Raw genomic sequence first — 13,212 nt, forward strand, 5'->3', positions numbered from 1 at the left:
TGATTAAGAACTGTGAATAAGCAGATGCTGAAGCACGCGACTGCCGAAATAAGCCATCGTCAGCAGCACAGCGCCGCTGCAGTTGAACCACACCACACGGCGACCGCGCCAGCCTTCATGATAGTGGCCCCAGAGCAAAACGATGTAGACAAACCAGGCAATTATGGACAGCACGGCTTTATCCACGTTCTCGGCGCTGAACAGATCGTGCATATAGAACAGGCCTGTACACAGCACCAGCGTCAGTAACACCACGCCGACCTGGGTGATGTGGAACATCTTCCGTTCAATGGTCAGCAGCGGTGGCATATCCTGCGTGAAGGCCAGCTTTTTGTTTTTCAACTGGTAGTCAATCCATGCCAGCTGTAACGCATACAACGCCGCAATAATCAGCGTGGCATAGGCAAACAGCGACAGGCCAATGTGGATCATAATGCCTGGCGTTGTTTCAAGATGGGTAATGAATGCGTTCGGTACAAATGTGGCAAAAGCCAGGTTAATTAAGGCAAAGCTGTAGACAATCGGCAGCAGTAACCAGCCACGATTCCGTGAGGCAACAATGGTCATAATGGCACAGATCAGCAGGCTGACCAGCGAACCAATATTCAGCAGGCTGAGGTTTTGCCCGCCATCGACAGCGAAAATTCGTTGCTGCAGGGCGACGGCGTGGGTGACAAGCGCCACACAGGCCGACAACACAGCTAACCGACGCCAGCCGCTTTGACGTTTCAACAGGCTGGGGATGATGAGTGCAAGACTCAGGGAGTAGGCGAACAGCGCCACAATCGCGAAAACGGACATAGTTCCTTTCAGGCATCAGTCAGATAAAGGAAAAGGGCAGTATAGCGCCAGGCGAAGCAGGCTCCAAACGATCTGAGGTGGAATTGAAGAGATCGGCTCGGCTTCGTGTTATAATCCGCCGCATTCTGCCGATATGGCGCCTCGCGATTTTTTTTAAGTGAGAGACAATGTTTGACAATTTAACCGATCGTTTGTCGCAAACTCTGCGCAATATCAGCGGCCGCGGAAGGCTGACTGAAGACAACATCAAAGACACGCTGCGCGAAGTGCGCATGGCATTGCTGGAAGCTGACGTTGCGCTGCCGGTGGTGCGGGATTTCATTAACCGCGTAAAAGAAAGCGCGGTGGGCCATGACGTCAATAAAAGCCTGACGCCGGGGCAGGAATTTATCAAAATCGTCCGCAATGAACTGGTTGCGGCGATGGGCGCAGAAAACAACGCGCTGGATCTGGCCGCGCAGCCGCCGGCTGTCGTGCTGATGGCGGGCCTGCAGGGTGCGGGTAAAACCACCAGTGTGGGTAAGCTGGGTAAATTCCTGCGTGAAAAGCACAAGAAAAAAGTGCTGGTGGTGTCCGCGGACGTTTATCGCCCGGCGGCGATCAAACAGCTGGAAACTCTGGCACAGCAGGTGGGGGTGGATTTCTGCCCGTCCGATCTGAGCCAGAAGCCTGTTGATATTGTCAACAACGCGCTGCGTGAAGCCAAACTCAAGTTTTACGATGTATTGCTGGTGGATACCGCAGGTCGTCTGCACGTAGACGAAGCGATGATGGACGAGATTAAACAGGTTCATGCCGCGATTAATCCGGTTGAAACCCTGTTTGTCGTGGATGCCATGACCGGTCAGGATGCGGCGAATACCGCGAAGGCCTTTAATGAAGCGCTGCCGCTGACCGGGGTTATCCTGACGAAAGTGGATGGTGACGCGCGCGGCGGTGCCGCGCTGTCGATTCGCCATATCACGGGCAAGCCAATCAAGTTTATGGGGATGGGCGAGAAGACCGATGCGCTGGAAGCGTTTTATCCGGACCGTATCGCCTCACGCATCCTTGGTATGGGCGACGTCCTCTCGCTTATTGAAGATATCGAGAGCAAAGTTGACCGCGCGCAAGCGGAAAAACTGGCGAAGAAGCTGAAAACCGGCGACGGTTTTGATCTCAACGATTTCCTTGAGCAACTGAAGCAGATGCGCAACATGGGCGGAATGGCGAGCCTGATGGGCAAGCTGCCGGGCATGGGGCAACTGCCTGACAACGTGAAATCGCAGATGGATGACAAAGTGCTGGTGCGCATGGAAGCCATCATCAATTCGATGACGCGCAAAGAGCGCGAAAAACCAGAAATCATCAAAGGCTCACGTAAGCGCCGTATTGCCACCGGCTCCGGTATGCAGGTGCAGGACGTTAACCGCTTATTAAAGCAGTTCGACGACATGCAGCGGATGATGAAGAAAATGAAGAAGGGCGGAATGGCGAAAATGATGCGCGGCATGAAAGGTATGATGCCGCCAGGTTTCCCCGGACGCTAAGGGGTTCCACAAAAAAGCCTGGGATGGCTCAGTTTAGGTTGCTTTTTGCGCCAAAATGAGTAAAATTTTCGGGCTTTTTATACAGCACCCGGACCCCGTTCCTCGATGGGGGCCGGGTGTTTTATTAACTGAAGAGGATGTTATGGTAACAATTCGTTTGGCACGTCACGGCGCTAAAAAGCGTCCGTTCTATCAGGTCGTCGTTACTGACAGCCGCAATGCACGCAACGGTCGCTTCATCGAGCGCGTAGGTTTCTTCAACCCGATCGCTTCTGGTCAGGCTGAAGCACTGCGTCTGGATCTGGATCGTATCGAGCACTGGGTTGGCCAGGGCGCAACGCTTTCTGATCGCGTTAACGCGCTGATCAAAGAAGCAAAGAAAGCAGCTTAATCTGTCACGGTGGTGAGCATGAGCAGACAACTTGCCGCACAGGCACCTGTTAACCCGATTGTATTGGGCAAAATGGGCGCTGCATACGGCATTCGCGGCTGGCTCAAAGTGTTTTCCTCCACTGAAGACGCTGAAAGCATCTTTGACTACCAACCCTGGTTTATCCAGCGCGCCGGTAAATGGCAGCAGGTGGAACTGGATAGTTGGAAGCACCACAATCAGGACCTGATCATCAAAGTCAAAGGCATTGACGATCGGGATGCGGCGGCACAGTTGACCAATTGCGAAATTCAGGTCGACTCTACGCAACTGCCTGCGCTGGAAAACGGTGAGTACTACTGGAAAGACCTGATGGGTTGCAAGGTGGTCAACGTTGAAGGCTACGAGCTGGGTAAAGTCATCGATATGATGGAAACCGGTTCGAACGACGTTCTCGTCGTGAAGGCAAACCTGAAAGATGCGTTTGGTGTACAGGAGCGGTTAATTCCGTTTCTTGATGAACAGGTTATCAAGAAAGTCGATCTCGCTACTGGCCTTATTGAAGTAGATTGGGATCCTGGTTTTTGATCTCCGAATCAAACGGTAACGTAACGGCGAAAACAATGTGGATTGGTGTAATTAGCCTGTTTCCAGAAATGTTTCGCGCTATTACCGATTACGGGGTAACTGGCCGGGCAGTAAAAAATGGCCTGCTCAGCGTTCAAAGCTGGAGTCCACGTGACTTCACGCACGACCGGCACCGTACTGTGGACGATCGTCCTTATGGTGGCGGACCGGGAATGCTGATGATGGTACAACCTTTACGGGATGCCATCTCCGCAGCGAAAGCAGCGGCGGGAGAGGGTGCCAGGGTGATATATCTTTCACCTCAGGGGCGCAAACTGGACCAACAGGGCGTTTGCGAACTGGCGTCACGCGACAAGTTAATTCTTGTTTGTGGCCGCTATGAAGGGATTGATGAGCGCGTAATCCAGACCGAAATTGATGAAGAATGGTCAATCGGTGATTACGTTCTCAGCGGTGGGGAACTGCCCGCAATGACGATGATTGACGCAGTCGCCCGGTTCATTCCGGGAGTACTCGGCAAGCAGGCGTCAGCCGATGAGGATTCGTTCTCGGAGGGATGGCTGGATTGTCCACACTATACCCGACCTGAAGTGTTAGAAGGGATGGAGGTTCCGCCAGTATTACTGTCGGGCAACCATGCCGATATTCGCCAGTGGCGCCTGAAACAGTCGCTAGGCCGTACCTGGCTGAGAAGACCTGAACTTCTGGAAAACCTGGCTCTGACTGAAGAGCAAGCAAGGTTGCTTAAGGCGTTCCAACAGGAACACCAGCAACAAAACGATGATGCGGAAGAGTAATCTTCCCTGACTATCAGTTTACCCAGGATAAGAGATTTAATTATGAGCAACATTATTAAGCAAATTGAACAAGAGCAGATGAAACAGGACGTACCTTCCTTCCGTCCGGGTGATACCGTGGAAGTGAAAGTATGGGTCGTTGAAGGTTCTAAAAAACGTCTGCAGGCATTCGAGGGCGTGGTTATCGCTATTCGTAACCGCGGTCTGCACTCTGCATTCACTGTTCGCAAAATTTCTAACGGCGAAGGCGTTGAGCGTGTCTTCCAGACTCACTCTCCGGTAATTGACAGCATCGCTGTTAAACGTCGTGGCGCTGTGCGTAAAGCCAAACTGTACTACCTGCGTGAGCGTACTGGTAAGTCTGCTCGTATCAAAGAGCGTCTTAGCTAAGGTATCGCTAACGCGACATCTAAAAGTTAATAGCAAACAAGGGGTTGGCAGCATGCCAGCCCCTTTTTTTATTGCCAGAGAAACGCTTTTACAGAAAAGACTTACCCGATGCAGCCCGCAGTCCGGGTCTGTCGGCCTGACAGGGCTGATTGTCGTTTAGGATGACGAATCCCGGCGTGAAGGACGATCACGGTCACTCCCGTCAGCAAGGGATGGCGTCTCTGCCGGTGTTTTCAGGTAACATGTGTCCCGCCGTTCGCGCGTTGAAGACAGGGCCGTACTGCAAAATAAAAGCACGCTGCCATGAGCGGCTGCATAAATATTGCCTCCCCGATTTTCGTCGTCTCGCCCATGAGAGGGGTTGCCCGGGAAGGTGCGCATTATCATAAGGACAGGTAGTGAAGGACGCTCTTTTTTTTCTTTCTGGATTTTTACTTTCCATCGCCTCATTTCGTTCAGCCCGCTATGCGCTGGAAGGCAACAGCAATCTATGGCTTTGCCGCATTCTGACCGTGCTGTGGTCCCTCATGGTGTTCGTGTTGTTTCCCCTGTTTCTCGCCATTGGATTATATGGTCCGGCCCTGATTCTGGTAGCGCTGAACCTCATCATTGTCTGGGCTGGCCGTGAACACAGAAAGGAAATGGCGCGTAAGAAGCAGAAAGCCACGGCAGTTAAGCCGCATATCCCGTTAGTCGATGTGGATATGCCCTGGCTGAACATGAAAGAGATCGGCTTCAGTTATTTTGACTATGAGGGCAAGGTCGTTTACCAACGCGTCGATGTGGAATCCTGCGATGGGCGATTTATTAAAGGTTATAGTCATTTTTACAGAGAGTTACGCGCATTCGAACTGGACCGGATTGAGTACGGCATGGTTATTGTCTGGCGGACAAATGAAAGCATGACCGTTGACGACTGGCTTATCGCTTATGTTGAGGCTTATAGCCTCTGAGAATGCCCGGCTGACCTGACATCAGGGGCGCTGAAAATGATAGATCGCCGCGTTTACTGGCCCGCTGTCCAGGACAATTAAGCCATAACGGTAATCGATAAAGCGCCCACCGCTTTTTTCTGCCACTCGCCGGCTGGCATAGTTGTTCTCCACCGCCAGCAGTTCGATTGTCCGCACATCCGGTCGCGCAAAGCCAAATTCCAGTAATAACTTCACCGCCTGCGTAGCCACGCCCTGGCGCTGTGCATCGCTGCGCACCCAGTAACCGAGGGAACACAACGCGCCCGGCTCGCTGGCAAAACGAAAACCAGCACCGCCTAACAGACGATCCTGCGCATCCACAATCGCAAACTCTTCTGATTCTCGTACCGCCCGTTGTAAGTGGGTAAAGCGAATCCAGCTTTCGGCCTCATGAGGCTGATAGTTTTCGTGTGCCCAGCTCATCCAGGGCAAAAGGGTATCAAGTGAGGCATTTACCGCCGCGGTAAATGCCTCGACATCGTTTAACTGAAAAGGACGTAGCCGGATTGTTGGTGGGATCTGAACCATATTTCTGCCTCTCTGTGGGAATGCGCTTATCTTAACAGGCGATACCGCCACGTAAAATTCTTGTGTGTATATTAAAGTTTACACATTCAGCGACTTTTGAGTTCATTTGTTTTTTATTAATATTATGTTTTTATTGGTATTTAATTTATTTTGCCAAGGATTTTATGGGTAGTGGTAAATAAAGTGTACATCCAGCATTGTTGCGTGTATCAGTTATGGTACAGTAGTGCCACATCCTCTGTGAGGATCCTGTAAACGCATAAATGAGTGTAAAGGACAGCAAGATGCAAAAAGACGCGCTAAACAATGTTCACATTGCGAATGAACAAGTGTTGATCACCCCTGAAGAGCTGAAAACCAAGTTTCCGTTAAGCCCTGCGCAGCAGGCGCAAATCGCGGCATCGCGCCAGACCATTGCCGATATCATTGCCGGTCGCGATCCACGCCTGTTAGTGGTGTGCGGTCCTTGCTCTATTCATGACACAGAAGCCGCTCTTGATTATGCGCGTCGTTTAAAAACTCTTTCCGAAACGGTGAGTGATCAACTCTATCTTGTTATGCGCGTCTACTTTGAGAAACCCCGCACAACCGTTGGCTGGAAGGGGTTGATCAACGATCCTTACATGGATAACTCATTTGATATGGAAGCAGGGCTGCATATTGCACGTGAATTGCTGGTTAATCTGGTCGACATGGGCCTGCCTTTAGCTACGGAAGCGCTGGATCCTAACAGCCCACAGTATCTGGGCGATCTCTTCAGCTGGTCGGCGATCGGTGCGCGTACAACGGAATCGCAAACGCACCGTGAGATGGCGTCAGGGCTCTCCATGCCGGTTGGCTTCAAAAACGGGACTGATGGCAGCCTGGGCACGGCGATTAATGCCATGCGTGCGGCGGCGATGCCTCACCGGTTTGTCGGGATCAATCAGTCGGGCCAGGTCTGCCTGCTGCAAACGCAGGGTAATCCGGATGGCCACGTCATTTTACGCGGAGGAAAAGCGCCCAACTACAGCCCTGAAGATGTGGCGCAGTGCGAAGCCGCCATGCTAAAAGCGGGACTCCGTCCGGCCTTAATGATAGATTGCAGCCATGGTAACTCCGATAAAGATTACCGCCGTCAGCCCGGTGTAGCGGAATCTGCCGTTGCGCAAATCAAAAAAGGTAACCGCTCAATTATTGGCTTGATGCTGGAAAGTCACATCCATGAAGGCAACCAGTCTTCTGAGCAGCCGCGCAGCGAGATGAAGTACGGTGTTTCCGTCACGGATGCCTGCATTAACTGGCAGGTTACCGAAGATTTACTGCGTGGCATGCATCATGAGCTACAAGGGGCGCTGGCGGCGCGTTTTTCACACGAGGTCTGATAGGTAATGGTCGCGGAACTAAACGCATTACGTGAACAAATTGATACGGTAGATAAAGCTTTACTGGATCTGCTGGCAAAACGTCTGGAACTGGTCGCTGAAGTGGGTGAAGTCAAAAGCCGCCATGGTTTGCCGGTCTATGTCCCTGAACGTGAAGCATCGATGCTGGCGTCGCGTCGTAAAGAAGCTGAGGCCCTCGGTGTTCCTGCGGACTTGATCGAAGACGTATTACGCCGGGTGATGCGTGAATCTTACGCCAGCGAAAACGATAAAGGTTTTAAAACATTGTGTCCTGCGCTTCGCCCAATCGTGATTATCGGCGGTGAAGGGCAGATGGGGCGCCTGTTCAATAAAATGCTGACGTTGTCTGGCTATGCGGTAAAGACGCTGGACAAAGATGACTGGGACAAGGCGGATACATTGCTGGCGGATGCCGGTATGGTGATGATCAGTGTCCCTATTCATCTGACAGAGGCGGTGATTAACCGGCTTCCTCCCTTGCCGGATGACTGCATTCTGGTGGATCTTGCCTCGGTTAAACATCGCCCTTTGCAGGCGATGCTGGCCGCACATCGCGGGCCAGTATTGGGTCTGCATCCAATGTTTGGGCCTGACAGCGGCAGCCTGGCCAAGCAGGTTGTGGTCTGGTGTGATGGGCGACAACCGGAAGCCTACCAGTGGTTTCTGGAGCAGATCCAGGTCTGGGGCGCGCGCCTTCATCGTATCGGTGCGGAAGAGCACGATCAGAACATGGCCTTTATTCAGGCCCTGCGCCATTTTGCGACGTTTGCTTATGGGCTGCATCTGGCGGAAGAGAACGTCAATCTTGACCAACTGCTGGCGTTGTCATCGCCTATCTACCGGCTGGAGCTGGCAATGGTTGGGCGCCTGTTTGCTCAGGATCCCCAGCTCTATGCGGATATCATCATGTCGTCTGAAAATAACCTGAATCTTATCAAGCGGTATTATCAGCGATTTGGCGAAGCGATTGCTTTGCTGGAACAAGGCGATAAGCACGCCTTTATCGCCAGCTTCAATCGGGTTGAGGCCTGGTTTGGCGATCACGCAAAACGCTTTTTGGTTGAAAGCAGAAGCTTACTGCGATCGGCTAACGACAGCCGTCCTTAAAAGCAAAAGGCATCCAACCGGATGCCTTTTTCATTTCTATTGCTTGGGTTCCACAGGAATCACATTCTCACTGGGATAGCAGCCAAGAACTTTCAGTGAACGCGTCATGGCGCGAAGTTCTTCCAGTGCCTGCTGCATTTTCTCAGACTGCAAATTACCCTGCACATCCAGATAAAACATTTCTTCCCAGGGATTGCCGTTAATTGGACGGGATTCCAGCTTGCTCATGATGAGATTGTGCTGGCGCAGGACCAAAAGGGCGTCAACCAGTGCACCTGCCTGTTGACCGGTTGCCATGATCAGCGTGGTTTTGGCCGAAATCTGATCGGAGACATCAATAGGTTTGCGTGCCAGAACAATAAAGCGAGTATGGTTCTGCTGCTGGTTAGCCAGATGGCGCTCAAGCACGCGTAACTGATAAAGCTCACCTCCGGCCTCACTGCCGATAGCCGCAACCTTCGGCGAGTTGAGCGCGGCCACTTTTTCCATCGCGGCGGCGGTACTTTCTGTGTAAACAATATTCCAGTGTGGAAAACGGTTGATAAAGTGGCTGGACTGCTGGAAAGGCTGTGGGTGGCTGTAAACCGTGTCGATTTGTTCCAGGTCGCTCGGGCCGCTCACCAGCATGCAGTGCTCAATGGGCAACGTCATTTCACCGACAATCGACAAATTGGTCTGTTGAAGCAGGTCATAAACATCATTGATGGAGCCGGAACTGGTGTTTTCGATGGGCAGGACAGCGTAGTCTGCCGCGTTGTTCTCAACCTGTTTAATAATGTCGTGGAATTTCAGGCAACCGCATTCCACCATGCTGTCGAAATGGCGGGCAGCATACTGTCGCGCAGCCAGATGAGAATAAGAGCCCTTTGGCCCTAAAAACGCGATGCGCGCAGCCTGTGCATGCGGATGGTTCAGGTTCTTTTGCAGCAATGCCTGCTGTGTCAGCACGGAGTCTTCAATGACTAACTGAAACAGACGGGTAATGTAATGCGCATCTAACTGATGCTTTTTGCCCAGCACAATAAGGTGTTCGATCAGCGCGCGCTCACGTTCGATATCACGGACAGGACGATGGGTGGCGAGTTTCGCTTCTGCCACCTCCACAGCCAGCAAACGCCGTTCGGCAAGTAACGTCAGTAGTTTTTCGTCCACGGCGCTGATTTTTTCACGCAGCGCCAGAAGCGGATTGTCCGGGGTCATAAGGCTCACCTGTAAGCTATCCAATAAAAAAGCCTCCCGATTGGGAGGCTTTGTTGTTCGTCTTCGCTTTCTTTTTACACGACGAATGGCCTCCCGTTCAGGGGAAGGTAAAAAAGAAAGCGAAGAAAAACGACAGTATTTTCATGAGGCGTTCCAAAATTGAGCTGACCTGAGAGTAACCGTACTCACGAAAAGCTGTCAACAAAAAACGCGCCCGGAGGCGCGTCAGAAAAGCGGGGATGAGGCTACTCTTCGGCTGCTGGCGTGAAATCTTTCACGCTGCTGGCCGCACGCCGCGCTTCAGGTTTGTGTTGGACTTTATTGAGTTGGCGCTCAAGTTTGCCGATCAAATCATTGATAGCGGTGTACATGTCGTCATGTTTGGCACTGGCGACCAGGGTACCGTTTGGTGTGTTGATGGTCGCGTCTGCCACAAACTCTTTGGACTCTTTCGACAGGACGATATGCGGATTAATCAGGTCAGTTTGCCATTTCTCAAGCTTGGCAAGGCGGTCTTCGACGTGTTCACGGATGGCTGGAGTAATTTCCATTTGCTTACTGGTAATGTTCACGATCATTATGCTTACCTCTCTGTGATTGCCGTCGGAATAGATCCAGCATAGCGCGATAATTCTGTATTTGTGTGATTTTGATCACAAAAAAATGTCACTTTTTGTCAACCAGGGCAAATTGTGAGAAAGGGCGAGAATGTGGTCGAAAAGGCTTGAAGCCAGGGCATTAACAAGGCATTGTTGATAGGTTAGCTCAGCGGCAACGTGTCAATATTGCCTGTTCTGTGCGCAAAAAAAAGCAGCCTCAGGGCTGCTTTTTTTGTTTCGGGAAAGGAAGGCTGATTAACCGTTATTGGCGGCGATAATTTTTGCCACTTTATCGGCCTCTGCATTCAACTGCAGTTGACGGTAGGCATTTTCCATCAGCGGAAGCGCGTCGTGGGTCGCCTGCGTATCAGGATAATCGCGCATCATGCCTTCAACACGGTTAACGACCGCGACATAAGCCCCGCGCTTGGTATAGAATTGCGCCACCGAGAGTTCATATTTAGCCAGACGATCTTTCAGGAAGACCTGACGCTTGTAAGCATCAGCGGCATACTGGCTGTTCGGGTAACTGCGCAGCAGCTGTGCAAAGTCGCGGAAAGCATCGCGCGCATGCGTAGGATCACGGTCCGAACGGTCAATGCCAAAAAAGCCCTGCAATGCTGAATCGTCCAGCGCCATATCCGTCAGACCTTTCATATAGATGACGTAATCGATATTAGGGTGCGTAGGATTCAAACGCATAAAGCGACTGATCGCCGCCTGCGCCATGGGCAGATCGGCATTTTTATAGTACGCGTAGATCAAATCCAACTGAACCTGCTGCGAATAGGGACCGAACGGGTAACGATTATCCAGCGCTTCCAGTTGCTTAATCGCCGCTTTAAAGTTACCGTCCTGCAGCTTTTGTTGCGCTGTAGCATAGATTTCAGAAGGCGGGTTGTCCGGTACCGCGTCATTTGAGCCGGAACAACCAACAAGTGCCAGGCTCAGTGTGGCTGCAGCCACCAGATATTTCATACGCGTCATGACGAAGTGATTATCCTCAAAATGTTATGGCGGAAGCTGTCCGTATAGCTCCCGGTAATGACCAGGTACGATAGCACATTATATTAAACGGCATCGCCGTAAAACCCAACGTTAACGAAGAAGCTGTATATGGCACAACAAGTTCAACTCACCGCAACGGTATCCGAGTCACAACTCGGACAACGTTTAGATCAGACTTTGGCGGAATTGTTCCCTGATTATTCACGTTCCCGCATAAAAGAGTGGATTCTCAACCAGCGCGTCAGTGTTAACGGCACTGTCATTGATAAGCCGAAAGAGAAAGTGCTTGGCGGCGAGCGCGTCACGATTGATGCAGAGATCGAAGAGGAGCAGCGCTGGGAACCCCAGGACATCCCGCTGGATATCGTATACGAAGACGAAGATATTATCGTCATCAATAAACCACGTGACCTGGTTGTCCATCCTGGGGCGGGAAATCCCGACGGTACGGTACTGAATGCACTACTGCATCACTATCCCGCCATTGTGGACGTTCCGCGTGCGGGGATTGTCCATCGTCTGGATAAAGACACCACCGGTTTGATGGTGGTGGCGAAGACCGTACCGGCGCAGACGCATTTAGTTGATGCCCTGCAGCGTCGTGAAATTACGCGTGAATATGAGGCGGTGGCCATTGGCACCATGACGGCGGGGGGAACGGTGGATGAACCGATTAGCCGTCACTCGACGAAACGTACGCATATGTCCGTGCATCCAATGGGTAAACCCGCTGTGACCCATTATCGCATTATGGAGCATTTCCGCGCCCATACGCGGCTTCGTCTGCGACTGGAAACCGGCCGTACGCACCAGATTCGCGTGCATATGTCGCATATTAATCATCCGCTAGTGGGCGATCCGCTCTACGGTGGCCGGCCGCGTCCGCCAAAAGGCGCGTCTGAAGAATTTATCGCGACCTTACGCGGTTTTGATCGTCAGGCACTGCACGCCACGATGCTCCGTCTTTATCATCCCATCTCGGGTATTGAGATGGAGTTTCATGCGGCCATTCCGCAGGATATGATCGATCTGATTGACGCGCTGAAAGCCGACACAGAGATGTTCAAGGATCAACTGGACTGGTTATGAGTCTGATTATCCCAAAATGGCCTGCGCCAGCGCAGGTGCGAGCTGTCTCGACATTACGCCACGGTGGCGTTAGTGAGGGAAACTGGTGCTCGCTGAATCTCGGGGGCCATGTCGGTGATAAAGCAGAACATGTTCGTGCTAACCGCAAGCGACTGGTCTCGCTTGCGGCGTTGCCCGCGATGCCGCAATGGCTGAATCAGGTGCATTCAACTGACGTTGAACATCTCTCTGCCCGTATGGATCCTCAGCCGCGGCAAGCCGATGCCTGCATAACGCGTGAGCCGGGCGTAGTTTGTGCTGTGATGACCGCTGACTGCCTGCCCGTGCTGTTTTGTTCTGACGATGGGCGTGAAGTGGCCGCTGCACATGCCGGATGGCGTGGGCTTTGTGGCGGCGTGCTGGAAAATACGCTGGCGCAGTTTCAGGCGCCGCCCGACAGAATCCATGCCTGGCTGGGGCCGGCGATCGGTCCTGATGCTTTTGAAGTCGGCGCGGAGGTTCGTCGTGCATTCATGGACATTGATCCGCGTGCGGCAGATGCATTCCGCCCCGTCGGAGATAAATTTTTTGCCGATATCTGGCATCTGGCCCGACAACGCCTGCAGGCCGCAGGGGTCCAGTCTGTCAGTGCAGATTCACGCTGCACCTTCAGTGAACCCGACAATTTCTTCTCCTACCGCCGGGACGGGATCACCGGGCGTATGGCAACTTTAATTTGGCTGTTATAGTCTTACGCCATAAGACGATCCAGGCAGTGCATTTTTTACTCATATCTCAGGTCATTATCCTTGAAAACTTGAGGGATGACCTCATTTTAATCTCCAGTAGCATTTGACCTGTAATGGGA

The 13,212-nt window shown here is 52.1% G+C and carries 16 protein-coding genes and 1 other annotated feature; of the genes, 10 read left to right on the forward strand and 6 right to left on the reverse strand.

Translation table 11 applies throughout. The annotated features are described in order from the left end of the window. Positions 1 to 3 precede the first annotated feature (3 nt). A complete protein-coding gene (locus tag C1N58_RS01825; RefSeq protein ID WP_006120712.1) occupies positions 4 to 801 on the reverse strand; it encodes a cytochrome C assembly family protein in 798 nt (265 codons plus the stop codon). Positions 802 to 968: 167 nt separating this feature from the next. Here C1N58_RS01825 and ffh point away from each other — a divergent pair, with 167 nt between their 5' ends. From ffh to C1N58_RS01855, 6 genes are all read left to right on the forward strand, one after another. Then, on the forward strand, positions 969 to 2,330 hold the full coding sequence (ffh, locus tag C1N58_RS01830) for a signal recognition particle protein (RefSeq protein ID WP_006120711.1): 1,362 nt from the start codon (positions 969 to 971) through the stop codon (positions 2,328 to 2,330). 142 nt (positions 2,331 to 2,472) lie between these two features. Next, entirely contained in the window at positions 2,473 to 2,721 is a 249-nt protein-coding gene (gene rpsP, locus C1N58_RS01835; protein WP_033739514.1) for a 30S ribosomal protein S16, read from the forward strand. An 18-nt stretch (positions 2,722 to 2,739) separates the two neighbouring features. Beyond that, on the forward strand, positions 2,740 to 3,288 hold the full coding sequence (gene rimM / locus C1N58_RS01840; RefSeq protein ID WP_006120709.1) for a ribosome maturation factor RimM: 549 nt from the start codon (positions 2,740 to 2,742) through the stop codon (positions 3,286 to 3,288). 35 nt (positions 3,289 to 3,323) lie between these two features. Beyond that, positions 3,324 to 4,085: a tRNA (guanosine(37)-N1)-methyltransferase TrmD gene (gene trmD / locus C1N58_RS01845; RefSeq protein ID WP_006120708.1), complete on the forward strand. Its 762-nt coding sequence runs from the start codon at positions 3,324 to 3,326 to the stop codon at positions 4,083 to 4,085. A 42-nt stretch (positions 4,086 to 4,127) separates the two neighbouring features. Next, positions 4,128 to 4,475, forward strand: a complete 348-nt coding sequence (gene rplS / locus C1N58_RS01850; RefSeq protein ID WP_006120707.1) for a 50S ribosomal protein L19 — start codon at positions 4,128 to 4,130, stop codon at positions 4,473 to 4,475. A 398-nt stretch (positions 4,476 to 4,873) separates the two neighbouring features. Beyond that, the gene (locus C1N58_RS01855) at positions 4,874 to 5,428 is read left to right on the forward strand and encodes a hypothetical protein (RefSeq protein ID WP_033739511.1); all 555 of its coding nucleotides are present in this window, start codon (positions 4,874 to 4,876) and stop codon (positions 5,426 to 5,428) included. Between the two features lie 21 nt (positions 5,429 to 5,449). Here C1N58_RS01855 and C1N58_RS01860 read toward each other — a convergent pair whose 3' ends face one another. Next, the gene (locus tag C1N58_RS01860; RefSeq protein WP_054633245.1) at positions 5,450 to 5,977 is read right to left on the reverse strand and encodes a GNAT family N-acetyltransferase; all 528 of its coding nucleotides are present in this window, start codon (positions 5,975 to 5,977) and stop codon (positions 5,450 to 5,452) included. Between the two features lie 284 nt (positions 5,978 to 6,261). Here C1N58_RS01860 and C1N58_RS01865 point away from each other — a divergent pair, with 284 nt between their 5' ends. Together C1N58_RS01865 and tyrA are read left to right on the forward strand one after the other, a co-directional pair. After that, a complete protein-coding gene (locus C1N58_RS01865; protein WP_054633246.1) occupies positions 6,262 to 7,341 on the forward strand; it encodes a 3-deoxy-7-phosphoheptulonate synthase in 1,080 nt (359 codons plus the stop codon). 6 nt (positions 7,342 to 7,347) lie between these two features. Next, entirely contained in the window at positions 7,348 to 8,469 is a 1,122-nt protein-coding gene (gene tyrA / locus C1N58_RS01870; RefSeq protein WP_006120703.1) for a bifunctional chorismate mutase/prephenate dehydrogenase, read from the forward strand. Between the two features lie 36 nt (positions 8,470 to 8,505). Here the strand turns inward: tyrA and pheA are convergent, their stop codons facing one another. The 4 genes from pheA to bamD all read right to left on the reverse strand — a co-directional run bounded on the left by pheA (position 8,506) and on the right by bamD (position 11,255). Further along, positions 8,506 to 9,669, reverse strand: a complete 1,164-nt coding sequence (pheA, locus tag C1N58_RS01875; protein ID WP_054633247.1) for a bifunctional chorismate mutase/prephenate dehydratase — start codon at positions 9,667 to 9,669, stop codon at positions 8,506 to 8,508. A gap of 22 nt (positions 9,670 to 9,691) precedes the next feature. Beyond that, positions 9,692 to 9,815, reverse strand: a sequence feature (Phe leader region). Continuing rightward, complete coding sequence (locus tag C1N58_RS01880; RefSeq protein WP_193750318.1) at positions 9,767 to 9,814, reverse strand: hypothetical protein; 48 nt, start codon at positions 9,812 to 9,814, stop codon at positions 9,767 to 9,769. It overlaps the preceding feature by 48 nt. A gap of 99 nt (positions 9,816 to 9,914) precedes the next feature. Next, the gene (gene raiA, locus C1N58_RS01885) at positions 9,915 to 10,247 is read right to left on the reverse strand and encodes a ribosome-associated translation inhibitor RaiA (protein WP_006120701.1); all 333 of its coding nucleotides are present in this window, start codon (positions 10,245 to 10,247) and stop codon (positions 9,915 to 9,917) included. Between the two features lie 276 nt (positions 10,248 to 10,523). Then, positions 10,524 to 11,255, reverse strand: coding sequence for an outer membrane protein assembly factor BamD (gene bamD / locus C1N58_RS01890; protein ID WP_006120700.1), 732 nt, complete (start codon positions 11,253 to 11,255; stop codon positions 10,524 to 10,526). A gap of 129 nt (positions 11,256 to 11,384) precedes the next feature. Here bamD and rluD point away from each other — a divergent pair, with 129 nt between their 5' ends. Further along, entirely contained in the window at positions 11,385 to 12,365 is a 981-nt protein-coding gene (gene rluD, locus C1N58_RS01895; RefSeq protein WP_006120699.1) for a 23S rRNA pseudouridine(1911/1915/1917) synthase RluD, read from the forward strand. Next, the gene (gene yfiH, locus C1N58_RS01900) at positions 12,362 to 13,093 is read left to right on the forward strand and encodes a purine nucleoside phosphorylase YfiH (protein ID WP_054633248.1); all 732 of its coding nucleotides are present in this window, start codon (positions 12,362 to 12,364) and stop codon (positions 13,091 to 13,093) included. Before rluD ends, yfiH begins: the two co-directional genes overlap by 4 nt. Positions 13,094 to 13,212: the final 119 nt, after the last annotated feature.

The organism is Pantoea sp. SGAir0180, from assembly GCF_043546245.1.